Source organism: Yinghuangia sp. YIM S09857 (assembly GCF_051388915.1).
GTDB lineage: Bacteria > Actinomycetota > Actinomycetes > Streptomycetales > Streptomycetaceae > Yinghuangia.
In genome coordinates this window covers 9,403-33,625 of record NZ_JBPKBH010000007.1, presented here as the reverse complement: position 1 = coordinate 33,625, position 24,223 = coordinate 9,403, and the positions used below count along the sequence as shown (strand labels likewise).

17 protein-coding genes and 1 pseudogene are annotated in these 24,223 nt (G+C 72.4%); 13 read left to right on the top strand and 5 right to left on the bottom strand.

Annotated elements, in window-relative coordinates; all coding sequences use genetic code 11:
• Nucleotides 1-63: 63 nt before the first annotated feature.
• Nucleotides 64-579, top strand: a complete 516-nt coding sequence (locus ACRX5S_RS16440; protein WP_436773677.1) for a SixA phosphatase family protein — start codon at nt 64-66, stop codon at nt 577-579.
• 150 nt (nt 580-729) lie between these two features.
• Here the strand turns inward: ACRX5S_RS16440 and serB are convergent, their stop codons facing one another.
• Both serB and ACRX5S_RS16430 read right to left on the bottom strand, forming a co-directional pair.
• Nucleotides 730-1,929: a phosphoserine phosphatase SerB gene (gene serB, locus ACRX5S_RS16435; protein ID WP_436773676.1), complete on the bottom strand. Its 1,200-nt coding sequence runs from the start codon at nt 1,927-1,929 to the stop codon at nt 730-732.
• 71 nt (nt 1,930-2,000) lie between these two features.
• Nucleotides 2,001-3,668 carry a streptophobe family protein gene (locus ACRX5S_RS16430; protein ID WP_436773675.1) on the bottom strand — a complete coding sequence of 556 codons (1,668 nt, stop codon included), beginning with the start codon at nt 3,666-3,668 and terminating at the stop codon, nt 2,001-2,003.
• Between the two features lie 1,010 nt (nt 3,669-4,678).
• Between ACRX5S_RS16430 and ACRX5S_RS16425 the strand changes: the two genes are divergently transcribed.
• Nucleotides 4,679-7,213: an FHA domain-containing protein gene (locus tag ACRX5S_RS16425; RefSeq protein WP_436773674.1), complete on the top strand. Its 2,535-nt coding sequence runs from the start codon at nt 4,679-4,681 to the stop codon at nt 7,211-7,213.
• 61 nt (nt 7,214-7,274) lie between these two features.
• On the opposite strand, the gene ACRX5S_RS16420 is transcribed toward ACRX5S_RS16425, so the two are convergent.
• Nucleotides 7,275-8,069 (bottom strand): hypothetical protein, encoded by a 795-nt coding sequence (locus ACRX5S_RS16420; RefSeq protein ID WP_436773673.1) that lies wholly within the window; start codon nt 8,067-8,069, stop codon nt 7,275-7,277.
• Nucleotides 8,070-8,343: 274 nt separating this feature from the next.
• Between ACRX5S_RS16420 and ACRX5S_RS16415 the strand changes: the two genes are divergently transcribed.
• From ACRX5S_RS16415 to ACRX5S_RS16385, 7 genes and pseudogenes are all read left to right on the top strand, one after another.
• Complete coding sequence (locus ACRX5S_RS16415) at nt 8,344-9,138, top strand: ABC transporter ATP-binding protein (protein WP_436773672.1); 795 nt, start codon at nt 8,344-8,346, stop codon at nt 9,136-9,138.
• Between the two features lie 265 nt (nt 9,139-9,403).
• Nucleotides 9,404-9,814, top strand: coding sequence for an NfeD family protein (locus tag ACRX5S_RS16410; RefSeq protein ID WP_436774041.1), 411 nt, complete (start codon nt 9,404-9,406; stop codon nt 9,812-9,814).
• Nucleotides 9,815-9,971: 157 nt separating this feature from the next.
• A pseudogene (locus ACRX5S_RS16405) lies at nt 9,972-10,907 on the top strand (SPFH domain-containing protein); the annotation flags it as partial.
• 621 nt (nt 10,908-11,528) lie between these two features.
• The gene (locus ACRX5S_RS16400) at nt 11,529-12,287 is read left to right on the top strand and encodes a sulfite exporter TauE/SafE family protein (RefSeq protein WP_436773671.1); all 759 of its coding nucleotides are present in this window, start codon (nt 11,529-11,531) and stop codon (nt 12,285-12,287) included.
• Nucleotides 12,288-12,325: 38 nt separating this feature from the next.
• Nucleotides 12,326-13,330, top strand: a complete 1,005-nt coding sequence (locus tag ACRX5S_RS16395) for a cobalamin biosynthesis protein (RefSeq protein WP_436773670.1) — start codon at nt 12,326-12,328, stop codon at nt 13,328-13,330.
• Nucleotides 13,327-14,889 (top strand): cobyric acid synthase, encoded by a 1,563-nt coding sequence (locus ACRX5S_RS16390; RefSeq protein WP_436773669.1) that lies wholly within the window; start codon nt 13,327-13,329, stop codon nt 14,887-14,889. Before ACRX5S_RS16395 ends, ACRX5S_RS16390 begins: the two co-directional genes overlap by 4 nt.
• 136 nt (nt 14,890-15,025) lie before the next feature.
• Entirely contained in the window at nt 15,026-15,556 is a 531-nt protein-coding gene (locus tag ACRX5S_RS16385; protein ID WP_436773668.1) for a hypothetical protein, read from the top strand.
• A gap of 60 nt (nt 15,557-15,616) precedes the next feature.
• On the opposite strand, the gene ACRX5S_RS16380 is transcribed toward ACRX5S_RS16385, so the two are convergent.
• Complete coding sequence (locus ACRX5S_RS16380; protein WP_436773667.1) at nt 15,617-16,795, bottom strand: DUF2330 domain-containing protein; 1,179 nt, start codon at nt 16,793-16,795, stop codon at nt 15,617-15,619.
• A gap of 205 nt (nt 16,796-17,000) precedes the next feature.
• Here ACRX5S_RS16380 and ACRX5S_RS16375 point away from each other — a divergent pair, with 205 nt between their 5' ends.
• Nucleotides 17,001-17,852 (top strand): metallophosphoesterase family protein, encoded by an 852-nt coding sequence (locus ACRX5S_RS16375; protein WP_436773666.1) that lies wholly within the window; start codon nt 17,001-17,003, stop codon nt 17,850-17,852.
• On the opposite strand, the gene ACRX5S_RS16370 is transcribed toward ACRX5S_RS16375, so the two are convergent.
• A complete protein-coding gene (locus ACRX5S_RS16370) occupies nt 17,804-20,269 on the bottom strand; it encodes an MMPL family transporter (RefSeq protein WP_436773665.1) in 2,466 nt (821 codons plus the stop codon). The genes ACRX5S_RS16375 and ACRX5S_RS16370 overlap by 49 nt on opposite strands.
• Nucleotides 20,270-20,366: 97 nt before the next feature.
• Between ACRX5S_RS16370 and ACRX5S_RS16365 the strand changes: the two genes are divergently transcribed.
• The 3 genes from ACRX5S_RS16365 to ACRX5S_RS16355 form a co-directional block, all read left to right on the top strand.
• Entirely contained in the window at nt 20,367-20,822 is a 456-nt protein-coding gene (locus ACRX5S_RS16365; protein ID WP_436773664.1) for a MarR family winged helix-turn-helix transcriptional regulator, read from the top strand.
• A 199-nt stretch (nt 20,823-21,021) separates the two neighbouring features.
• Entirely contained in the window at nt 21,022-22,644 is a 1,623-nt protein-coding gene (locus ACRX5S_RS16360) for a peptidase MA family metallohydrolase (RefSeq protein ID WP_436773663.1), read from the top strand.
• Nucleotides 22,645-22,692: 48 nt separating this feature from the next.
• On the top strand, nt 22,693-24,223 hold a 1,531-nt coding region (locus ACRX5S_RS16355; RefSeq protein WP_436773662.1), incomplete at its 3' end, for a hypothetical protein.

Below are 24,223 nucleotides of genomic sequence, written 5' to 3'. Positions count from 1 at the left end.
TCCCGACCCTCAAGGGTCGGGACCCGCCGTGCATGTGCCCGGAATTCTGAGAGGCTGGATCCCATGGCATCGCAGCGACAGCGCACACTGGTGGTGGTCAGGCACGCGAAGGCGGACTGGCCCGACGTCCCGGACCACGAACGCCCCCTGGCGGACCGCGGCAGGCAGGACGCCCCGCAGATCGGGAACTGGCTCGTCGGACGGCGCGTGCACCCGGACCACGTGGTCTGCTCCACCGCGCAGCGCACCCGCGAGACGTGGAAGCTGATGGGCAAGGTGTTCGATCCCAAGCCGCACACCAGCTATGACGACCGCCTCTACGACGCGTCGGCGCAGGCGCTGCTGTACGTGGTGCAGGAGACCCCCGACGACGTCGGAACACTCGTCCTGATCGGTCACAACCCCGGCGTCGCCACGCTGGTGTCCGCGCTCGCGGGCAGCTCGGACGGGGACGCGCTGGAGCGGGTCCGGGAGAAGTACGCGACGTCCGGTATCGCCCTCATGCACTTCGAGGGGGCCTGGGGCGACCTCAACGAAAAGGGTGCCCACCTGGCGGCCTTCGAGACGCCGCGGGCGTAGGGCGGGTCTCGTCGGCGGGGGTGCGGGCGGTTTGAGCGTCAGAAGGGCGCCCGCCGACGCCCGAAGCACCCGACGTCCGGAGCCCTGTCCCGTGCGGTTCGCCCGCTCGGGGCGGGGCCTTCGCCGTCCAGGGCCTGGTTCGGGAGCCGTTCAGGCCTCTGTGACGCCGTCCGCGGCGTCGGCGGCCTCGACCTCTTCGCGGGTCAGGCCCAGCAGGAACAGCACGGTGTCGAGGAACGGGACGTTCACCGCGGTGTCCGCCGCCTGCCGCACCACCGGCTTGGCGTTGAACGCGACACCCAGCCCCGCGGCGTTGAGCATGTCGAGGTCGTTGGCGCCGTCGCCGATCGCCACCGTCGCGGACAGCGGCACCCCGGCGTCCGTGGCGAACCGCTCCAGCATGCGGGCCTTGCCCGGCCGGTCCACGATCTCGCCGACCACGCGCCCGGTCAGCTTGCCGTCCACGACTTCCAGCGTGTTGGCCGCCGCGTAGTCGAGCCCGAGGCGTTCCACCAACACGTCGGTGACCTGCGTGAAGCCGCCGGAGACGATGCCGACCCGGTAGCCGAGGCGCTTGAGCGTACGGACCAGCGTGCGCGCGCCCGGGGTCAGCTCGACCCGCTCGCGCACCGCGTCGATCGCCGCCGCGTCGAGGCCCGCGAGCAGCGCCACGCGCGCCCGCAGCGACTCGGCGAAGTCCAGCTCGCCGCGCATCGCGGCGGCCGTCACCTCGGCGACCTCGTCCAGGCACCCGGCGTGCTCGGCGAGCAGTTCGATGACCTCGCCCTGGATGAGCGTCGAGTCGACGTCCATCACCACGAGGCGCTTGGCGCGGCGCAGCAGGCCGGACGGCTGGACCGCGACGTCGATCTGCCGGGCCGCGGCCTCCGGGGCCAGCTCGGCGCGGAGCTTGTCGGTCTCCACACCGGAGACCTGGAGCTCGATCGCGGTCACCGGGTACTTCGCGAGCCGGAAGATGCGGTCGATGTTGGCACCGGTCGCGGCGACGCGTCCCGCTATGGCGGCGACCGCGTCGGCGGTGAGCGGGTGCCCGAGCACCGTCACGTGCGAGCGGCCCTCACCGCGCGGACGGTTGTCGCCGGTGCCGGAGATGATCTCGATGTCGAGCCGCTCGCCGTCGGCCCAGCGGTGCAGCCGCGCCCGCAGCTCGCCGTCCTCGGCCGGGGCCGGTACCAGGACGCACAGTGTCAGCCGCCCCCGGGTGACGGTCTGCTCGATGTCGATGACCTCCAGGCCGTGCCCGGCCAGCGCCTCGAACAGCGACGAGGTGATCCCGGGGTGGTCCTTGCCGAAGATCTTGACGAGCAGGGTGCGGGGCACGGCGTCCATGGACGATCACGGTACCCGGCCCCGGTTGCGATCCGTCGCACGGTCCCGAGTGGTGGACACCGGTTGTGCGCCTACCGGCGGGGCGGGCCCGGGGGGCCCGGCGGACCTTGCGGGCCTGCGTCCGGACCCCGGCCGCCGGGGGGCGTGTAGCCCGGCGGGGTCTGGGCCGGTGGGGTGTAGCCGGGAGGGGCGTACCCAGGCGGCGTGTAGCCGGGGGGCGGCCCGCCCGGGTGGCCGCCGGGCCGGGCTCCCGGTTGGCTGCCCGGCTGCGCGCCGGGGTGCCGCGGGGCGGTGGCGTACCCGGGTGCCGCGTAGCCGGGCGAACCCCCTTGCTGCGGACCCGCGGACGCAGGGGTGCGGCTCTCGCGTACGGCCCGGATCCACGCCGCGAGCGCCCCGCCGAGCAGTCCGGCGCACGCACCCCACAGCGCGCCGAACCCGGCGGTTTGCAGGTAGTCGGGATGCAGCGAGATCTCGCCGCCCTGCGCCATCGTGTCGCCGAGGATCGCGACGGCCGCCTTGAGGTGGATCTGCGCGATCGCCGCGGCGATCACCGCGGTGACCGAGAACGCGACGGCGAACCGCCAGGCGTGCTCGTAGAGCTTCACGCGGGCGGGCGCGCGCAGGGCCATCACGGTGCCGCCGAAGAGCATGAGGATGCCGGAGACGACCGGAACCCACCAGGCACGGCTGTCGAGTTCGGCGAGGCGCCCGACCGTGATGGGCATGCCGGTGCCGCCGGACTCGTTCAGCAGTTGGCCGAGCGGACCGGGCAGACCGAAGCTGAAGTCGCCGCCGCCGGAGGACTTCCACTCCACGCCGAGGCCGAGGGTGACCAGCAGCCACATGACGTTGGGCAGCGCGAGCAGCATGCCGCCGATCATGCGCTTCGGCCCGGGGGCCTCCGCGGCCACGAACGGCGCGCCGAGGACGCCGAGGACGACCGCGCCGAGGAACACCGCCATCACACCCGCGATCGGGGGACGCAGTACGTCGCGATAGCGCAGCCACAAACGCGGCAGCGGCCCGCGCGCGGACACCCCGAGGGCCACCGCCAGGGCCAGGACCATCCACACCAGGCCGAACCCGATGGTGGTCGCGGCGTCGGTGGTGAACTCGGCGGCCGCGCCCAGGTTGAAGATGCCCATGAGGTCGGCGGCTTCGGCCGGCTGGATGGCGTCCCCGATGGGCAGCGAGTCGCTGCCGAGCATGACGCAGCCGCCGAGTGCGGCGGCGGTGAACACGGCGATGCGGGCCATGTGGGCGAGGAGTTCGTCGAAGCCGATGACGAGGCGGTAGCGCAGCGGGCGCAGGAACAACCAGCCGAGGACGAGCGCGCCGACGAGTCCGACGCCGAACATCAGGATGTCGACCTCGCCGCTGCCCTCGGCGACCGAGACGTCGCCGATCAGGTCGCCCAGGAGCCCTTCGCTGCTTGCGGACTCGACACCCTTGAGATCCACTTTGCCGCCGACGCCGAGCGCGACGGTGGCGGCGACCAGCGCGGGCATCGTGCCGCCGCCGAGGTCACCGGCACCGAGAAGCCACAGCGCGAGCCAAGCGGTCGCGGCCATCGCCGCGAACGCCGCGAACACCGCGAGGAACGCGTGCAGCCATGCCTCGGCACCGCCGAACAACGCGGCGCCGCCCCGCGGGTCGGCAGGCGGCCGCGACGCCGCCGATCCCGGCGGCCCGGCCCCGGGAGCCCCTGGCCGCTGCGGAGGGTTGGTCCAGGACACGCCCGCTCCCTGCGGAAGAAATCGACGAGGGCACGATCCGGCACCAGCCCCCCATCGGACATCAATGACTATCGGACCCCCGTGCAACGCACGTCAACGAAATCACCGACACGGTTGATCGCCTGTTACGCACCGACAGTTGGAAGCCGCGACGGAACCCCGAGACGGCGTCGCACTCGCAGCAACCCCGAGCACGATTGAACGCCGCCGCAACTGGCAGCGCGAATCGGGTTGACGCGGGTACCGGTTGGGCGTGCGCGCGCCGGTTCGGAGGCGAACCGGCCGGTCGGCGTCGCCGGGCGGCGGTTGGGGGCGGTTGGAAGTAGGCCCCGGCTGTCGGGCGCGCGTGACGGGGCGGCGCAGCCGCGCGAGAACGCGCCAGATTGGAGCGTGTCGGCACGCCGGTTCGGAGGCGAACTGGCTCGTCAGCGTGCCGGGCGGCGGTGGTCGGGGGCGTGTCTGGCGGCCGCGCTCCCGAGCCGTCCCGCACGCGTGTCGAGTCTGTGGGGCAGTTACGAGTGAGCGCCGAACCGAGCTCGGCCGCGCGCACCGCCGCCGCGCCCTCGCCGCCGCTTCGAGTTATGAGGAGTTATTGAGTGAGCGCCGGACCCCAGCCCGGCTGCGCGGAAGCCCCCGACACGAGCGAACTCCGTCGGCAAACGGGGGTGCGGGTCGCGTCGGCGGGGCGTGGGGCGCGGCGAACTGGCAGCGTCGCCGGACGGCGGTTGATCGGAGCTTGCCTGCTGCTCACACGGCCCGACCGTCCCCCCACACGCCGTCTCGGCGGGGGGTGGTGTTGTGGTGCCCGTTCGGGGATCGCCTCCGGCCCGCGGCTGCGGCCGCGTGGGGCTGATGGTGTGGTTGGGGGGTTGGGTGGGGTTGTTCGTGATCTGCGTCCGAGGGGCGGGCCACTCGTGTAGGTGATTTTGTCCGGCACGTTCCGCGGATCCGGGGGGAAGCCTGGCCGAACAGGTGCCGTCGACGCCCGTTGGTCCCTAAACTCGCTGGACATGGGGGGCAGGTATGCATCCGAAGACCCGGTCGTGCCGCAGCTGACGGCGAGCACGGACGCCGGGCAGCCCGTCGTGCTCGATCCCGGGCGCGACTACATCGTCGGCCGTGACCCGCAGTCGTGCAATGTCGTGGTCGACGACCGCCGCGTCTCGCGGCGCCATGCCGTGCTCCGGGTTGCCGCCGACGGGTGGGAACTGGTCGACACCGGCAGCGTGAACGGTACGTACGTCCGCGGGCAGCGCGTCAACCGCGTGGTGGTCGGCGGCGGCATCGAGGTGGTTCTCGGCGATCCCGATGACGGCGGCCGCCTGCGGCTGAGCCCGGTGGTCGAGGCGACCGAACTGGTGCCCGCCGCCTCGCAGTCGCAGCAGCCGTACGCGCCACCCCAGCCGCCCGGCCCCCAGCCCGGCCACGGTCCCGGCCCCGCGCACGGCGGCCCGCCTCCCGGCGGCCCCGTGGCGCCGCCCCCTCCGCCCCCGCCCGGCGCCGGCGGTCCGCCCCCCTGGGCGAACATCGTGCCCGGCCCCATGGCCGACCCGCGGCCGAGTGTCGACCGGCGGCCCAGCGTCGTCATGCAGATCCCGGTGCGCACGCTCCGCATCGGCCGCGCGCTCGACAACGACCTGGTGCTGACCGACCTCATGGTGTCGCGCCACCACGCCGAGCTGCGCACCACGCCCGGCGGGCGGCACGAGATCGCCGACCTCGGCAGCCACAACGGCACGTACGTCAACGGTGTGCCGGTCGAGCGTCACATCATCGGCCCGAACGACATAGTCGGCATCGGTCACGCGACCTTCCGCCTCGACGGCAACGAACTCCGCGAGTTCATCGACACCGGCGAGGTCTCGCTCCACATCAACGGCCTGGAGGTCAAGGCCGGGGACAAGACGCTGCTGCACGACGTGTCGTTCCCGATCGGCGAGCGCACACTGCTCGCGGTCGTCGGCACGTCCGGCGCCGGCAAGTCGACGCTGCTGAAGGCGCTGACCGGTTCGCTCCCGGTGAGCCGCGGCAACGTGCTGTACGACGGCCGCGACATGTTCGCCCAGTTCGCCGAACTGCGGCAGCGCATCGGGCTGGTGCCGCAGGACGACATCCTGCACAAACAGTTGACGGTGCGTCAGGCCCTGCGCTACGCCGCGCGCCTGCGCTTTCCCGAGGACACCGAGAAGGCCGAGCGCGCCCGCCGCGTCGAGGAGGTCATCGCCGACCTCGGCCTGACCGAGCGCGCCGAGCTGCCCATCCACAAGCTGTCCGGCGGCCAGCGCAAGCGCGTAAGCGTCGCGGTCGAGCTGCTGACCAAGCCGTCGCTGCTGTACCTGGACGAGCCCACGTCCGGCCTCGACGTCGGCTCGGCCGGCGACCTGATGGACAATCTGCGCAACCTCGCCGACGACGGCCGCACCGTCATCACCGTGCTGCACGACCTGGACAGCGCCGAGGTGTGCGACCGCCTGCTGGTGCTGGTGACCGGCGGGTACGTCGCGTACTACGGCCCGCCGGGCGAGGCGCTGGCGTACTTCGGCAAGGAGAACTGGCGCGACGCGTTCAAGATGCTGAACCGCGAGGACGGCACCGTGCTCGCCCAGCGGTTCCGCGCCTCCGAGCCGCACGCGCGGTACGTCGAGTCCGGCCTCGCGCCGGCCGCCGCCCCCCAGCCGCAGGCCGAGCGGCCGCAGGTGAAGCCGCCGAAGCCGCAGAGCTGGGGTTCGCAGCTCGCGACGCTGTCGCGGCGGTACCTGTCGGTCATCGCGTCGGACAAGAAGTACCTCGCGCTGCTGCTCGCCGCGCCGATCCTGCTGGGCGCGCTGTGCCGCGCGATTCCCGGCAAGTTCGTCGGCGAGCCCGGGCAGAACCAGGACATTCTGACCAAGCTGCTGGTGCTGTTCGTGATCAGCGGCCTGATGGGCTCCGCGACCGCGGTCAACGAGCTGATCAAGGAACGCGCGATCTACCAGCGGGAGCGAAGCGCCGGTTTGTCGGTGTCGGCGTACCTCTGCTCGAAGCTGCTGGTGCTCGGTCTCATCGCGACGCTCCAGGGCATTGCGCTGACGGCAGTCGCTCTTGTCGGGTATGAAATGCCCGACAAGGGGGTGGTGTTGAGCCCGGCCATTGTCGAGGTCGGCATTGCCGTGGTGCTGTCGGCGGTCGCCGCGATGGCGCTCGGCCTGGTCATCTCGGCACTTGTGTCGACTCCCGAACTCACCATGCCGCTGCTGGTCGTGATCGCGATCGTCCAGGTCGTGCTGTGCGGTGCGCTGTTCCCGCTGACGGGTGCCCTGGTCATCGAGCAGATCTCGTGGATCGCCCCGGCCCGCTGGGCGTTCTCGGCCGCCGCCGGCACGGTCGACGTGCTGGTGCAGATGCCCGACAAGGGCGACAAACCAGACCCGCTGTGGAAGTCCGAACCACGGGTCTGGTACACGAACATCGCCATACTCGGCGGCCAGATCGTCGTCTACACGACCGTCGCCATGATGCTGCTGCGCCGTCTCGACCCCAAGGTCGGCGGGCGCAAGGGGCGGTAGGCGGGTTCACGCGGGCTCGGCCCGGGTGGCTCGCTCCGCCCGGGCCCGACCCGGCGGCCTGTCACTCCGCCGCGGACGGTTCCAGCGCCGCGCCGAAGGCCGCGACCAGGGCCCTGCGGCAGGCGCGTTCGAGGGGCGCGAGCGTCGCCGCGCGGGCGCTCATCTCGTACGCGTTGACCGCCGCGCCGTGGTCCCGCCCTGCGATCTCCAGGATCGTCGCGACGCGTCGGGCCTGCTCCAGCACCCGCACCGCGCGCGGCGGACAGCCCGGCGCCAACGGGGAGTCGGTGTCCGAACCCCGGTCGCGCAGCGCCGCCGCCACCGCGCCCGCTCGTGCGCCGGTGCCCGCGACGTCGAGCTTCATCAGCTCGGCGGTGGCGTCCTTGAGGGCCGCGGCGAGTTCGCGGTCGGCCTCGGCCAGGAACGGACCCGCGGGCGGACGGTCGGTCGCCTCGTACACGCGCCATACGACGCGCGTCGCCTGGTCGCCCTCCGGGCCGTAGACGAGCCCTTCCGGCACCAGTCCGAGCTGGTGCCCGCCGGGGCGGTCCGCGCCGACCGTGACGACGGCTTCCCCGGCGTCGAGGGCGGCGTCGTTGAACGTCGGCGGGCCGGGCAGGCCGAGCGGGTCGCCGGGGGCCGGGAGCGCGAGGCGCAGGCCCGTCACGCCGAGCGAGCGCAGGCGCCCGAGGGCGAGGGACAGGCCCACCTCGCCGTCCTCGCCGGGCAGTCCGGTGACGCGGTGCGGCTCGTCCCCGTGGGTGATCCGGGTCACCGCGTCGTCGGGCGCGACGCGCCCCGAGATCAGGGCGTTGCCCCAGGCGACGAGGACGCCGGAGCGCGGAACATCAAGCATGCGGTTGAGACTAAACCGTCGTGGTGTCGTAGGTTTCTCCACGAGTGGGTGAGTCGACCGCGGGGCTGCACGCGATGGGGAGCTGGTACCGGCAAATGAGCGAGCGGAGCGAGCGAATCAAGATGAAGGGTGCGTTGCGCCACAGCGGCGCCGAGCTCCTGCGAGGTGGCGGTATGAGTCTGCGAAGCGGCGGTACGAGTCGGCGGAGCCCGCGGGTCGGTGCGGGGACGCGCCTGGCGCCCGCGACCCTCGCGCGGGGTGGGGAGGTCGCGGCATGAGCGACGTCCTTGAGCTGGTCGACGTCTCGGTGACGCGCGGCGGCAGCTCCCTGGTGGAGCAGATCACGTGGTCCGTCGCCGAGGGCGAGCGCTGGGTCGTCGTCGGCCCCAACGGCGCGGGCAAGACGACGCTGCTGCAAATCGCCTCCACCTACCTGTTCCCGACCTTGGGCACCGCCGCGATCCTCGGCGAGAAGCTGGGCTCGGTCGACGTGTTCGAGCTGCGTCCGCGCGTGGGCATGGCGTCGGCGTCGCTGGCCGACCGGCTGCCGCGGCGCGAGAAGGTCCTCGACATCGTGCTGACGGCGGCGTACGGCATGACCGCGACGTGGCGCGAGCGGTACGAGGAGAGCGACGAGGACCGCGCGCTGTTCCTGCTGGACCAGTTGGGCATGTCGGCGTTCGTGGACCGCCGCTTCGGCACCCTGTCCGAGGGCGAGCGCAAGCGCGTGCAGATCGCCCGCGCGCTGATGACCGACCCCGAACTGCTGCTGCTCGACGAGCCCGCCGCGGGCCTGGACCTGGGCGGACGCGAGGACCTGGTGCGGCGGCTCGGACGTCTCGCCGCGGACCCGATCGCGCCCGCGATGGTGATGGTGAGCCACCACGTGGAGGAGATCCCGTCCGGCTTCACCCATGTGCTGATGCTGCGTCAGGGCAAGGTGCTCGCGGCCGGGCCGATCGACGAGACGCTGACCTCGCGCAACCTGTCGCTGTGCTTCGGCCTGCCGCTGGTCGTCAAGCAGCGAGACGCCCGTTGGTCGGCGCAGGGGCTACCGCTGAACGCCTGACACCGCACACCGCCATATCGGGTCGGACACCCGTGCCCGGCACGGCCGTCCGGACACGGCGCACGTCGGACCCGCACAAACTCGCCCGGGCCCGGAGGCAGTTGCCCTCCGGGCCTGTCGCATCTCCGCGGTCCCGGACGCGTCGGACACCGCGCGTCGGTCGTGCCGTCGGCTCGAACGGGCGGGCGAGTTCGTCCGATCTTCACCCTCCCAACCACTCCTGCGCGCCGATTCCCCGCCCTACCATGGCTTTGTGGACGCATGGATGTGGTGGCTCATAGCCCTCGGCGGGCTCGGCATCATCGGTGTCTTGACGTCAATAGTCGAGTTCGGCATGTTCGCGATCGGCGCGCTGGCCGCCGCGATTGCGGCGATGCTGGGTCTCGACCTGATCGGTCAGTGCGTGGTCTTCTCGGTGATCTCGATCGCCATGCTCATCTTCGTACGGCCCATCGCCATAAAGCAGTTGCAGGGTGGCCCGCGCACTCGCACGGGTATCGACGCGCTGACGGGCCGTACCGCCGTGGTCCTGGAACGGGTCGACGAGAACGGCGGCCGCATCAAGCTCGCCGGCGAGGTGTGGTCGGCGCGATCCATGGACGTGACACGCGTGTTCGAGCCCGGCGAGAAGGTCGACGTCGCCGAGATCGACGGTGCCACCGCGGTGGTGATCTGAAGATATGCCGACATGACGCCCGCCCCGGCGTGCGCCGCGTGCGATCTGACACCCCGTCAATTCCCGTACGGGGCAAGGATCGCCGTGTTGCGCCGACACAGGGGCCCGGGCAACCCGTAAGGTCGACTCATCAACCCAACGGAATCGGGGAGGGGCCGTGGCCGTCGTCATCGTCGTCATCGTTCTCGTCCTTCTGGTGATCGTGGCCCTGGTCAGGACGGTCAAGGTCATCCCCCAGGCGAGCGCGGCGATCGTCGAGCGGTTCGGGCGGTACACGAGGACCCTGCACGCGGGGCTCAACATCCTCGTGCCGTTCATCGACCGCGTACGCCAGATGATCGATCTGCGCGAGCAGGTCGTGCCGTTCCCGCCGCAGCCGGTCATCACCGAGGACAACCTCGTCGTCCAGATCGACACGGTCATCTACTTCCAGGTGACGGACCCGCGCGCCGCGACGTACGAGATCGCCAACTACATCCAGGCGATCGAGCAGCTCACCATCACCACGCTGCGCAACATCATCGGCGGCATGGACCTCGAACAGACGCTGACCTCGCGCGAGGAGGTCAACGCCGGCCTGCGCGGCGTGCTGGACGAGGCGACCGGCCGCTGGGGCATCCGCGTCAACCGCGTCGAGCTCAAGGCGATCGAACCGCCGCCCTCCATCCAGGAGTCGATGGAGAAGCAGATGCGCGCCGAGCGCGACCGCCGCGCGGCGATCCTGACCGCGGAGGGCACGCAGCGTTCCCAGGTGCTGATCGCGGAGGGCGAGAAGGAGGCCGCGGTCCTGCGGGCGGAGGGCGACCGTACCGCCGCCGCGCTGCGTGCCGAGGGTGAGGCGAAGGCCATCGAGACGGTGTTCCGCGCGATCCATGACGGCGACGCCGACCAGAAGCTCATCGCGTACCAGTACTTGCAGATGCTGCCGAAGCTGGCGCAGGGCGACGCGAACAAGCTGTGGATCGTGCCGAGTGAGATCGGGCGCGCGCTGGAGGGGCTGGGCGGCGCGTTCGGCAACCTCACGGGGGTGCCGCCGGTGGGCGGCGCGGCCGCGCTGCCCGGCCCGGCAGCCGCGCCCTCGGGCGAGGAGCCCGCGGCCTTCCCGCGCGGGGCGAAGGATCCGGCCGAGACGCCGTCCGACATTTCCGGCACGGTGCCGGGTCCGACGCGCGGCATCCCCGCGCAGTCGACACCGCCGGGCACGGTTTCGGCCGACCCGGCCGACCCGGCCGAGGACCTGGGGCCGTCGAGCCTGCCGGGGCCCGAGGTCGGACGCCGCCGTCCGTCCGGACCGGGGACGCGCGTGGACCCGCCGCGCATCGAGCGCCCGTCGGCGCCGGGGCGGCGGCAGCCGAGGGACAACGGACCGCTGGGCTGACCGACTGCCGGAAGCTGTAGGCCCCGTCGACTGCTCGGGCATACGCCGCATTTCAGGCGTATGGTCGGGCGGCGGCGGGGTTTTGTGGCGTTCGGCGGTGCTTCGTGTCGGTCCGGTGGCAGTTCCGGTTCCGGAGCCGGCGCCGCGGACGGTTCACGGTTCGGAGCGGGGACGGGGCCGGTGGGAGGTCCGGTGCGCTGCCGGGCGGGGCGCTGGGCGGCGGTGTCTCGTGCAGCGGACGGTGCTCGGGGCCCGGTTCGGACGACCGTTAGGGTTCCTCCACGGGGAACGCTTGTACGGATCTTGCATCCGACGGGACGTCTAAGGACCACGCACATGACCTGGCTGGAGCAACTCGCCGTCTTCGCGGCGGGCATCGGGGCGGGCGGCATCAACGCGGTAGTCGGATCGGGGACGCTGATCACCTTCCCGGTGCTGCTCGCGGTCGGCTATCCGCCGGTCACCGCGAACGTGTCGAACACGATCGGACTCGTACCGGGATCGCTCAGCGGAGCGATCGGATACCGACGCGAACTGCGCGGACAGCGAAGCCGTCTGATCCGACTCGGAACCGCGTCCGTCCTCGGCGGCATCACCGGCGCGATACTCCTGCTGACGCTCCCGGAGGGGGCGTTCAAGGCGATCGTCCCGGCGCTGATCATCGCGGCGCTCGTGCTGGTGATCGCACAGCCGACGCTGGCCCGGCGCCTCAAGGAGCGCCAGGGGGAGGCACGGCCGGCACACGGCGGCCCGCTGCTGATCGTCTCGGTGTACGCGAGCGGCATCTACGGCGGCTACTTCGGCGCGGCGCAGGGCGTCCTGCTGCTCGGCCTGATGGGCGTGTTCCTGCACGAGGACATGCAGCGCATCAACGGGGTCAAGAACGTTCTCGCCATGCTCGTGAACGGCGTATCCGCGATCATCTTCATGGCCATCGCGGACGTCGCCTGGCAGGTTGTGGCCCTGATCGCGGTCGGCTCCATCATCGGCGGCCAACTCGGCGCCACCCTCGGCCGCAAGCTCTCCCCGACGGTCCTGCGCGGCGTCATCGTCGTGGTGGGTGTGGTGGCGGTCGTCCGACTTCTGACGTCGTGAGTGAGACGAAGGTGCGAGTGCGTGGCGGGAGAGCGCGGATGAAGCGTGTCGGGGCGTCCGGGCGGGCGTCGGTCCTCGGCCTTGCGATCGGGGTTGCCGTGGACGCGGTCGTCGGCGACCCGCGCCGTGCGCACCCTGTCGCCGCGTTCGGCGCCGCCGCCGGGGCCCTGGAACGGCGCATGTACGCCGACTCCCGCTGCCGCGGCACCGCGTACACCGCCGTCTGCGTCGGGGCCACGGCCGCCCTCGGCGTCGCCGCAGACCGGCTGACCCGTGGCCGACCGCTCGCGCGCACCGCCGTCACGGCCGCGGCCACGTGGGCCGTTCTCGGCGGAACCACCTTGCGCCGCGAGGCGCGTGCGATCGCCGGGCCGCTCGTCGCCGGGGACCTGGAGGCCGCCCGCGAGCGCCTGCCGTACCTCGTCGGGCGCGACCCGTCCGGGCTCGACGAAGCCGGGATCACGCGGGCCGTGGTCGAGTCGGTCGCCGAGAACACCTCGGACGCCGTCGTCGCGCCGCTGTTCTGGGGAGCGGTCGCGGGCCTGCCGGGGCTTCTGGCGTACCGCGCGGTCAACACCCTCGACGCGATGGTCGGCCACCGTACGCCCCGGCACGGCAAATTCGGCTGGGCGTCCGCCAGGCTGGACGACGCCGCGAACTGGATCCCGGCCCGCGCCACGGGACTTCTGACCGTCGCCGCCGCACCCCTCGTGGGCGGATCGCCGCGCGAGACGTCGCGCGTCCTGCGGCGCGACGGCGGCGCCCACCCGAGCCCCAACTCCGGGCGCTGCGAAGCCTCCGCGGCCGGCGCACTCGGCCTGCGCCTCGGCGGGCGCAACGTCTACGCGGGGCGTACCGAGGAGCGACCGGTGCTGGGTGACGGACGTCCGCCCGTGCCCGCGGACATCGAGCGGGCCAATCGCCTGTCGGCGGCGGTCGGTCTCGCCGCCGCGGCTGTCGCCCTGCCGGCTGCGGCTGCCGCTGCCGCCGCCCTCCCCAGGTCCGCTGCGTGGACCGCCGCCCGGCGAAGGAACTGCCCGTGAACGGTGCGCTGTTGGTCGCCGGAACCACGTCGGACGCGGGCAAGAGCGTCCTCGTCGCGGGCCTTTGCCGCCGCCTGGCGCGCGAGGGTGTCAAGGTCGCGCCGTTCAAGGCGCAGAACATGTCGCTCAACTCGATGGTCACGGCCGACGGTGCGGAGATCGGCCGGGCGCAGGCGATGCAGGCCGCGGCCGCGGGCATCGCGCCCGAGGCGGCCATGAATCCCGTGCTGCTCAAGCCCGGCGGCGCGATGAGCAGCCAAGTGGTGCTGCTCGGCCGCCCGGTCGCCGAGGTGTCGGCGCTCAACTACCGCGATCTGAAACCGCGTCTGTTCGAGGCGGTGCTGGACTCGCTCGCCGACCTGCGCGCCCGCTACGACGTCGTGGTCTGCGAGGGCGCGGGCAGCCCGACCGAGATCAACCTGCGTGACCGCGACATCACCAACATGGGGCTCGCGCGCGCCGCGAACCTGCCGGTGCTGGTCGTCGGGGACATCGACCGGGGCGGCATCTTCGCGCACCTGTTCGGGACGCTCGCCCTGCTCTCCGCCGAAGACCAGGCGTTGCTCTGCGGGTTCGTGGTCAACAAGTTCCGCGGCGACGTCCGGCTGCTGGAACCGGGGCTCGACCGCATTCGCGAACTGACCGGGCGCCCGGTGCTCGGGGTCCTGCCGTACCTGCGCGGACTGTGGCTGGACGTCGAGGACTCGCTTGCCCTGGACGCCGACCGGGGCACGCCGGAACCGCCGCTCGGCGACGACATCCTGCGCGTCGCCGTCGTGCGGCTGCCGCACATCAGCAACTTCACCGATATCGACGCGCTGTCCGTGGAGCCGGGCGTCGTGGTGCGGTTCGTCGCCACGCCGGGCGAACTCGCCGACGCGGACCTGGTCGTGGTCCCGGGTACGCGCGCCACCGTCGAGGACCTCGCCTGGCTGCGCGAACGCGGGCTCGACGCCGCGCTGGCCCGCCGCGCTGCCGCGGGGTTGCCGGTGCTCGGGATCTGCGGCGGATACCAGATGCTCGGACGCGAGATCGAGGACGCGTACGAGTCCCGTGCCGGGGTCGTCGCCGGGCTCGGGCTGCTGCCGGTCCGGGTGCGGTTCGCCGCCGAGAAGACGCTCGCGCGGCCGTCGGGCTTCGCGGACGGCGAGCCGGTGGGGGCGTACGAGATCCACCACGGTGTGGTCACGGTCGAGCCGGGGGCGCGTGTCGGGCGTGCGGGATCCGGGGAGGCGGGCGGCGGGGCTGAATATGAACCGCTGTTCACAAACGCCGCGGGCGAGCCCGCCGACGGCTGCCGCGCCGGTTCCGTCTGGGGCACCCTGTGGCACGGCGCGCTCGAAAACGACGGGTTCCGGCGGGCGTACCTCACCCGGGTGGCCGAGTGGACCGGGCGCCGTTTCGTCACCTCGCCCGACACGTCCTTCGAGGCCGCCCGGCAGGTCCGGCTCGACGCGCTGGGCGACCTGGTCGCGGAGCACCTGGACAACGCCGCGGTCGATCGGCTGATCGAACGCGGAGCGCCGGTAGGCATGCCCTTCATACCGCCGGGCGCGTGACGGCGCGCGGCGTGACACCCGGGCGGCTCGGAGGGCCATCCGGTGGGTGTTTGACGGGCATTGTGGTGTCAAAGTGCCGATATGTGCGGTGCGTGGCTCAATGGTGCCTACTTCGTGGATACAGAGGGACACCACCATGCGCTCACCGCTGGCCCGCAACCTGGCCGCCGTCATCACCGCCTGCGCGCTCTTCCTCGGCGTCGCGGCCTGCAACGGTGACGAGAAGACCAGTGACGCGGCCTTGCAGTCCAAGGACCCGGTCAAGTTCGCCAAGACCAAGTTCGTGCTGCACGCCGGGCTCGCCGCGGGTGCGTCGTACCGCTGGATCGTGAAGCCCTACCGCGAGGGCCGGTTCCAAGGCGGCGCGGACGGGCGGACGTTCGCGCTCGTGAAGGCGGGGCTCGCGGGCGCGTTCACGTACCACGAGGTCAAGAAGGCGATCGAGGCGGCACAGGGCGACCCGGAGCTGTCCAAGGCCCTGGTCCCGATCCAGGCCGCCGCAGACCGGCTCCAGGGTCTCGGCGGCAAGCTCTCCGGCGGCAACGCGACCGAGGCGGACGTGGACAACGTCTCGTCGGTGGTCGACAGCCTCAAGTCGATCGGCGCGCAGAACGGCCTCAAGGTCGAGGACAAGGAACCCAGCGTCGGCCAGTTGAACTCCGGCTGACCGGCAGGGGCAGAGCGCCGAGATCCGCACCCGGCGCCGCGGCGAACGTGCCGGCCGGCCTCACAGCGGCCGCAACGGCGGGGGCGGCGGGTACGCGGCCAACCGCCGCCCGTGCCTCCGGTGCGCCCACACCGTCAGTCCGATCCCGAGCGCCAGCAGCGGCCCGAGAACCACCAGCAGCCACACCGGGAATCCGCCCACGGTCAGCAACTCGTCCTTGTAGTAGACGCGTTGGAAGTCCTTGTCCGCCGGCGCGGCGCGGAACTCGAAGTCGGCCGTGATCGTGGCCGGCTGCGGCAGCGGCCGCGTCATCGCGGTGAGGTACGGGGCCGCGCCCACCGCCTCGGGCCAGGCCACCGACTCCGGGTCCGGCCGTCCCGCGTACAGCAGTTCGGTCCTGCCGCCGCCGCCGATGTCCGCGACGGCCTCGACGCGGTGCGGTGCGAAGACGAACAGGTTCAGCGTCTGCGCGTTCGCGGCGCGCTGCGAGAGGCGCATCGGGTAGACCAGCCGGTCCGAGGCGAACGTCAGGTGCAGCGGGTCGAGTTCGCCGCCCAGCGTCTTCCTGCTGCCCTTCTCCCGCGCCGCGTCCTGTTCTCCCGCGGCCTCTGGCGTGAGGCGCAACGCGACGTACTCCCAGCCCTGTTCGACGTACGGTCGCAGTGAATCCGCCAGGCCGTCAGGCATCCGGAAGCCCTTGCCGTTCAACCACTGCGCCAGGCTGTTCGGATCCGTGGCCGCCAACTGGGCGTACTCGAAGGGCCCGAGCGTCCCGGAGGCGAGCACGTCCACCGGGGGCGCGCCGGGCGCGCCCGCTCCGGCCTTCGACGAATCGCCGCCTCCGCCGTCGTCCGAGAACGGCCAGTCTCCGTCGCGCGGCCAGAAGTAGTGCCGGGTCTTCTCCACCGGCTCCACGACGCGCTCCAGCCGGTCGAACACCTCCGCGTCGCCGAGGTCCAGCGTCGCGCGCGACGGCACCGGCATGATCCACGCGGCCTCCGAGGCGTCCCCGGACACCGTCAGGCGCATGAGGATCTGCTGGGTACGCCCGTCCCACACCACGGCCGACGTCTCCTCGCCGACCCGCATGCTGGACTGGTCCGCGGGCACCACCGCGCCGCATCCGCAGGCGTACGCCGGGCGGATCAGCCAGCCCACCTGGATCAGCAGCGCGAAGACCAGCACCGCCGCCGCGCGCGGCCCCCACCGCGCGTTGCCGGACATACGCCCGATACCCATCGCACCCCTCCGCCGTCCGCCGTCCGCGGCACCTCCCGCCGCCACCGCCACAGCCATCCCGACCCGCCCCCAGAACTGGACACATCCGCCACGTCGCGCCATCGGCGACGGCGGTACGACGCCGCACCCCGAAATCCGGTTCCCGCCCCGCCGGGCTTCCCTGATCATGGGGGCAGGGACACTGCACCGGAGGCGAGGGGACACCATGCGGCTGCTCTTGGCCGGTGACACCCACGGGAACCTCGGACACGTCCGGCGCATCCTCCGGGCCGCCGCCGACCGGGGCATCGAAGACGTGTTCCAACTCGGCGACTTCGGCTACTGGGAGCACGAGCAGAGCGGCGTGCGTTTCCTCGACTCCGTGCACCGGGCCGCCCGCGACCACGGGGTGACCGTCCACTTCCTCGACGGCAACCACGACAAGTCCGGCCTGATCCACCGACGGTACGGCGACCGTCCCGACGACGAGGGTTTCCTGCGCGTCCGCGGCCGCATCCGGTATGCGCCGCGCGGCCACGCCTGGACCTGGGACGGCGTGCGTTTCCTCGCGTTCGGCGGTGCCCGGTCCGTCGACAAGGACGAGCGCCTCAAGGAGGAGGCGAGACGACACCAGAAAGCCGCCCGCAAGGAGGGCCACCGCCTCGCCGCGGGCCGCCCGCCCGCCGAAGTCCCGGACTACGCGGGGACGCTGTGGTTCCCCGAGGAGGAGGCCACCGACGACGACGTCCGCGGCGTCATCGCCGCCGTCACCGCGGCCTCCGGCGGTACGGACGTTCTCCTCACCCACGACAAGCCCCGTGCGACCAGACCTGGTACGAACCGCAAGGACCTCGACATCTGCCTCCCCAATCAGGAGCGGGTGCAACGCCTCGTCGACGAGCTGCACCCGCGCCTGGTCGCGCACGGCCACCTCCACCACCGCTACACCGCGACCCTGACCCGTCCGCGCGCGACCACGCGGGTCGAGGGTCTGGCGGCCGACCCGGGGGTGTCGTGGGGCCTGCCCGGCTACAAGGTGTCGGACTCGTGGTTGGAGCTGGACACCGTGACGCTGTGACGCGTGCCGGGCAACACGCCCGGCACCGTTCCGGGGTCCGATCCCGCCTGCGATCCGCCCGCGCCCCCGGGAGCCGCGCCCGGGCGCGAACCCGTCGATTTCGTAAGCGGTGTCGGCCCCGACTCCGAGATGCCGAACCGGTCGTGGAGCCGCCGCAGCGGACCCGGCGCCCACCACGAGCGCTCGCCGAACAGTGCCAGCACCGCGGGCACCAGCAGGCTCCGCACGATGAACGCGTCGACCAGGACCGCGAGCGCGAGGCCGCCGCCCAGCATCATCGTGTTGGTGACCCGCGACGTCCCGATCGCGCCCATCACCACTGCCATCACCGCGGCGGCCGCCGTGACGATGCTGCCGGTACGCGCCAACCCCACGGCCACCGAACGCCGGTGATCCCCTGTCAGTTCGTACTCCTCCCGGACCCGCGAGAGCAGGAACACCCCGTAGTCCATCGACAGCCCGAATGCGATGCAGAACATCAGCACCGGCAGCGCCGTCTCGATCGTCCCGGTCGGCGTGAAGCCGAGGACGCCCGACAGGTTGCCGTCCTGCACCACCCACACCACCGCGCCGAACATCGCGGTCAGGCTCAGCGCCGCGAACACGATGGCCAGCAACGGGAGTACGACGCTGCCGGAGAGCAGGAACACCAGCACGAACGTGGCCAGCAGGATGATCGCCCCGGCGATCCACAGGCGTTCGGCGATCGCGTCCTTGCTGTCCACGATCGTCGCGGTGAGCCCGCCGACGAGTACGGGCGTCGGCGCCTCGGTGGCCCGGACGTCGCGGACCAGGTCCTGGCCGGCCGGGGAAAGGTCCTCGATCGCCGGGACCACGGACAGGTACGCGCTGGTCCCGGCGATCCGCCCCGCGTCCGCGGGCCCCGGCGGCGCCTCCAGCCGGCCGTCCCGGAACACGCCTTCCGGCGCCACGACGCGGGCGACGCCCGGCAGCGCGGACAGGCGTGCCGCGTAGGCGGCGCGCGCCGAACCGTCGTCCGAGTCGCGGGCCACGATCTCGATCGTCCCGGCCGGACGTCCCTCGACGTGGTCGCGGATGACCTGCTGAACCTGGCGCGACTCCGCGGACCCGGGGAGCTGGCGGTCGTCGGCGGTACCGAACTGCACTCCCAGGAAAGGGAGTCCCAGAATCAGAAGGCCGCCGACCGTGACCACGGTCACCAGCGGTGCCCTGCGCATGACGGCGCGCGACAGGCGCAACCAGCCCTTGCCTTCCGGGTGTGCGACGCCGGATCCCGGTGCGACGCCGGACGCCTGCGCGGCGGTTGATGCCTGCGCTGCGGGTGCCGCTTGGGCCGCGGCGCGTCGGCGACCGCCAAGTCCCAGACGTCGCAAGGGCTTCCGGATGTCGCCCGCGTCCACGCGGTGCCCGAGCAGCACGAGGGCCGCGGGCAGCACGACCAGTGCGCCGACGGCTGCCAGCAGAACGACCGGGATGCCGGCGTATGCGAACGAGCGCAGGAAGTACTGCGGGAAGACCAGCATCGCGGCCAGCGAGACGGCGAGGGTCAGCGCGGAGAACAGGACCGTCCGGCCCGCGGTGCGCAGCGTGGCGGCAACCGCGCCCGGCACGTCGGCTCCGCCGGCCAGTTCCTCGCGGTAGCGGCGTACCACGAACAGCCCGTAGTCGACCGCGAGTCCGAGGCCGAGCACGGTGGTGAGGTTGAGTGCGAAGACCGAGACGTCGGTGAACGAGGCCACCGCGCGCAGGACCGCGCTGGTGCCGAACATCGCGAACAGCCCCACGGCCAGCGGCAGAAGCGCCGCGACGGCGCTGCCGAAGACGAGGACCAGGATCAGCAGGGTGATCGGCAGGGCGATGAGCTCGGCGCGGACCAGGTCCTCGGAGATGGTGCTCTGGATGTCGTGCTGCACGGCCGCCATACCGCCGATGCGCACGTCCAATCCGCCCTGCTCACCCCGGAATTGGGGCGCTATGCGGTCGAGGGTGTCGGCCACTGCCGTCTCGCGGCCCTCCAGGTGGGCCAGTACGAGGCCCGAGCGCCCGTCGTCGGTGCGCAGTGCGGGAGAGCCGGTCGTCCAGTAGGAGCGCACGCCGGTGACCCCGGGCTCGACCGCGAGGCGGTCGGTGAGCGTCTTCGCGGCGGCCGCGGTGCCGGGCGCGTCGAGCAGGGCCGAGGCTCCCGGGCCGGACGTGCCGCCCTGCGGACCCGACGGCGTCACGAGCAGCACCAGATTGGGGCGGCTGCCGGGGAAGTCGCGGTCGAGCGCCGCCGCGGCGCGGGCCGACTGCGAGGACGGGTCCTCGTTGCCGCCGCCGAGCAACTTGTCGGCGGCGCCCCGGCCGACGACCGCGGCGAGGGCCAGGAGGACGAACGCGGTGACCAGTAGAAGACGTGGTCGGGAGGAGGTCAGGCGTGCGAGGGCAGCGAACATCGCCGGCCTTCCGATCGAAGGATTCGTATGTGCAGCATACGATATTAAATAATGTTCATCGGCGGTACATATGATTGCCCGTCGGTAGAGTTGAGGCATGGAAAGACGTCCGCCGATGGGCACGAGGACCGGATACCGGCTGGTCAAGGTGGGGGAGCTGCTCGTCGGCCTGGCCGAGGAGGCCCTTGCGCCGCTCGGCGTGCGGTCCAAGCACGTGCACGTGATCGAGACGCTGCTCGCGTACGACGGCCTCTCGCAGCAGGACGTCAGCCGCCTCCTGGGCATCGACCCCAACGTCCTGGTCGGCGTCATCGACGAGTTGGAGGCGCACGGCTTCGCGGAGCGGCGCCGCAACCCCGACGACCGCCGCCGCCACCTGATCCACGTCACCCCCGCGGGGCGCAAGACCGTGGACCGGAGCCGCACGCTGCTCACCGAGGCCGAGGACGCCTTCTTCGCGTCGTTGAGCCAGGACGAGGTCGCGGTGCTCGGTACCGCGACCGACAAGCTGCTCGCCGCGCACCGGCCCGGTTGGTCCGCCGAGACGCCCTGAGCGGGGTCCAGGGCGGGCCCGGCAGCGAGACGCCGGAGCGGGGTCCGGGAGCGAGGCCCGCAACGGGGAACGGCAACCCCCTTGACGGTGCGTCGTAATGGACCGGTACTCTCCGCGGACGCGGATTCGCGGATGATCAGGCAGCATGTCCCCGAGGCCCGGCAGCGACGGCCGCGGCGGGCACGGGGGAGGGCGCGGCATGGCCGACGAGCCGGGTGGGGACGAGCAGGAGCCGGTCGGCGAACCCAGGGCGGGGGAACTCCCGGCGCAGCAGGCCGATTCGACGGCCCAGGCGGCCACTCCGGTCACCGAGCAGGTAACCCCGTCGGCGGCCACTCCGGCGGCCTCTCCAGCGGTCGCAACCGCGGCCGCAACCGGAGCGATACCGACACCGACGCCGACGCTCGCACCGACACCCGCGCTCGCAGGGACATTTCAACTGACCGCGACTGCCCGGCCCCTGCGCGGCCCGCACCCGGTCCTGATACCCGTCGTCGTCCTCGGCGCGGTGCTGCTGCTCATGCTGGGCCTCGTCGGGTTCGCCAACCCCGGCGTACGCGAAGTCCTCGACACGACACGGCCGCACACGTCCGCGGCCGCTCCGCCGGCCGACGTCGCGCCGCCCGCACCCGCCACCCCGACTCCGACGCCGACGCCGCGTACCGAGATCGCCGTCGACGAGATCAAAGCCGTCGCCACCGCGCAGGGCGACGCCTTGCGCGCGGGTGACGTCGACGCTTTCCTGGCCCCCTACGATCCGGCCAAGCCCGAACTCCTCGCCGAGCGGCGCCGGGCGTTCGCGAACCTCCGCCTGATCCCGTTCACCCGCTCGCTGTTCCGCTGGGAACGCATCACCTCAGGCTCGTTGTCCGCACGCGACGGCGGCCCCGTCAAAGCCGACGTGTCCATCGAGTTCGTGCACCAGATACCCGGCGTCGATCTGGCGCCCGCGGTGCAGACGTACCGCTGGACCGTCACTCGCGAGACCGTCGGCGCGCCGCTGCGCATCACCGCGGTCACCGACGACGACCCGCAGGCCTGGGACCTCGCGGAGTTGGTCAAGGTCGAACGCCCGCACGTGATCCTGCTGGCCGCGGTGGTCGACCGGGCCAAGTCGGCGCAGTGGGCGGACCGCGCGGAGACGGCCGCCAAGCGCGACCTCGCGCTGTGGAAGGGGCCGGCCGACATCCCGTCCCGCTTCCTGGTGTTCGCGAGCCCGGACCCGGCGACGTTCGGGCGGGCGTACGGCGGCGACGCCCCCAACGGCACCGTCGCCTTCTGCTCCCCGGTGCTGCGCGACCGCTACGACTCCGGTGCCGACGCGGGGCGGCCAATAGCGGGCAGCCGCATAACGTGGGACACCGACGCCAAGGGCATGGGCGCGTACGACGCCCAGACAGGTGTCATGCGGCACGAGATGGGTCATGCACTGATGGCCGGATTCAGCGGTACGCGGGCCGCGCGCGTGCCTCTGTGGGTGGTCGAGGGCTTCGCCGAATACCTGGAGTGGGCGGATCTGTTCGGCGACTACTACGCGCCCGACGCCCGGGAATATGTGCGCGGACGCTCGTTCCCCGGCAAGATTCCGACAGACGACCAGATTTACGGCGACGACCCCGAGACGAACGGGATCAACTACCACCTGAGCATGACGGTGATCCGCTACATGGTGGACAAGTACGGCGCGGCCAAGACCTACACGTTCGTCATCGCCGTTTACCGGGAGCCGGATTCGGTCGACGCGTCGCTCAAGACGGCGACGGGGCTCGACAAGGCGACGTTCGAAGCCAATTGGGCGAAGTGGGTCAAGAACAAGGTGTGATCGGCGCGAGGCCGACCGGGGGCCAAGGGCAGGGGGGGTGGGGCGGCAATGACGGTCGGCGGAGTGGGGACTCCGGCATCGGACGACGTCTTCGGACAGGGCGGGTACGGACAGGGCGGGTACGGGCAGGGCTCGCGCGAACAGCACGGGCACGAGGCGCACAGGCACGAGGCGCACGGGCACGAGGCGCACGGGCATCGTGCGCGCGGATACGGACCACAGGTGTGGACCGGCGGCACGCCCGTGAGCGACGAGCCGCAGGGCGGCGAACCCGTAGGCGGCACGGCCGTTTTCGGCACGCCCGCTGCGGACACCCCCGCCTCGGGCACCCCAGCCTCGGACACCCTCGCCTCAGACACCCTTGCCTCAGACACCCCTGCCTCGGCCAGCCCCGTCCCTGACGTTCCCGACTCTGAGGCCCCCACCCCCGGCACCCCGGCCCCCGACCCGCCGCCGCGTCCCGCAGCCCGACGCGCCTTCGTCGCGAGCCTCGTCCTCGCCGTCGCAGCCGCCTCCCTGGGCCTCGCGGCCGGCGTGCGCCACGCCGTCACCGGCCCCGCCCGCGCGCTGGTCGACAGCGCCGCGCAGAGCCACGACATCGGCCGTCCCCCGGGCGGCAGCCCCGCCGTTGCCCCCAGCCCCTCGCCGCAGCGTCTCCCCGAGCTCACGCGCGACGAGATCACCGCCGTGGTCGACCGGCAGACCGACGCGCTGCGGAGCAAGGACCAGGCCATGTTCCTGGAGCCGTACGCCGTCGACCGCACGGCCCTGGTCGCCGAGCGCACCCGCCTGTTCGGCAACCTCCTCAAGATCCCCTTCACCCGCGCCGAATACCGCCTCCAGACCCTCGCCCCGCGACCCGAGGACCCCGCCGGGACGCGGCGCACGAGTTCCGTCACCGTCGTGTTCAGCCACCAGATCACCGGGGTCGACGTGGCGCCGATCGCCGAGACGTACCGCTGGACGGTCACGCGCGAGGCCCCAGGGGCACCGCTGCGCATCACCGAGGTCGACGGCGGGGCGGACGCCGCGCGCGGCGGGTCGACGTACCCCGCCCCCTGGGACTCGGCCGAACTTGTCGTCGTGGACAAGCCACACGTGCTGCTGCTCGCCGCTCGGCAGCACCAGGCGAAGGCCGCGACCTGGGCGAGCCGCGCCGAGACCGCGGCCACCCGCAACATCGCGGCCTGGAAGGGCGCGGAGAAGACGGCGGGCCGCTTCCTGGTGTACCTCACGCCCGACCGCGCGTCGTTCGAGAAGGTGCGCGGCGGCGACAGCGTCACCACCAACGCCATCGGCGTGTGCCTGTCGCTGCCCGCCGACCCGACCGGCAAGGTCGCCGGAACCCCGGACTTCGCGGGCAGCCGGATCTACGTCGACTCGACGTCCGAGGACATCACCGAGGGCGGGGCCGACGACGCGATCGCGATCTTCCGGCACGAGATGGGGCACGCCATGATGGCGACGTTCCAGAACCGCGCCGGGGGGACGCCGCCCCTGTGGGTGGCCGAGGGGTTCGCGGGCTACCTGGAGTGGAGCGACCGGTCGCTCGACCGCTGGTACGTGCCGCCGGCCCGCG

Coding starts and splice junctions, on each gene's coding strand:
- ACRX5S_RS16415 (WP_436773672.1), top strand. CDS start 8,344: ATGAGCGACGTCCTTGAGCTGGTCGACGTCTCGGTGACGCGCGGCGGC.
- ACRX5S_RS16365 (WP_436773664.1), top strand. CDS start 20,367: ATGGAAAGACGTCCGCCGATGGGCACGAGGACCGGATACCGGCTGGTC.
- ACRX5S_RS16440 (WP_436773677.1), top strand. CDS start 64: ATGGCATCGCAGCGACAGCGCACACTGGTGGTGGTCAGGCACGCGAAG.
- ACRX5S_RS16385 (WP_436773668.1), top strand. CDS start 15,026: ATGCGCTCACCGCTGGCCCGCAACCTGGCCGCCGTCATCACCGCCTGC.
- ACRX5S_RS16395 (WP_436773670.1), top strand. CDS start 12,326: ATGAAGCGTGTCGGGGCGTCCGGGCGGGCGTCGGTCCTCGGCCTTGCG.
- ACRX5S_RS16375 (WP_436773666.1), top strand. CDS start 17,001: ATGCGGCTGCTCTTGGCCGGTGACACCCACGGGAACCTCGGACACGTC.
- ACRX5S_RS16410 (WP_436774041.1), top strand. CDS start 9,404: ATGTGGTGGCTCATAGCCCTCGGCGGGCTCGGCATCATCGGTGTCTTG.
- ACRX5S_RS16420 (WP_436773673.1), bottom strand. CDS start 8,069: ATGCTTGATGTTCCGCGCTCCGGCGTCCTCGTCGCCTGGGGCAACGCC.
- ACRX5S_RS16370 (WP_436773665.1), bottom strand. CDS start 20,269: ATGTTCGCTGCCCTCGCACGCCTGACCTCCTCCCGACCACGTCTTCTA.
- ACRX5S_RS16425 (WP_436773674.1), top strand. CDS start 4,679: ATGGGGGGCAGGTATGCATCCGAAGACCCGGTCGTGCCGCAGCTGACG.
- ACRX5S_RS16360 (WP_436773663.1), top strand. CDS start 21,022: ATGGCCGACGAGCCGGGTGGGGACGAGCAGGAGCCGGTCGGCGAACCC.
- ACRX5S_RS16380 (WP_436773667.1), bottom strand. CDS start 16,795: ATGGGTATCGGGCGTATGTCCGGCAACGCGCGGTGGGGGCCGCGCGCG.
- serB (WP_436773676.1), bottom strand. CDS start 1,929: ATGGACGCCGTGCCCCGCACCCTGCTCGTCAAGATCTTCGGCAAGGAC.
- ACRX5S_RS16400 (WP_436773671.1), top strand. CDS start 11,529: ATGACCTGGCTGGAGCAACTCGCCGTCTTCGCGGCGGGCATCGGGGCG.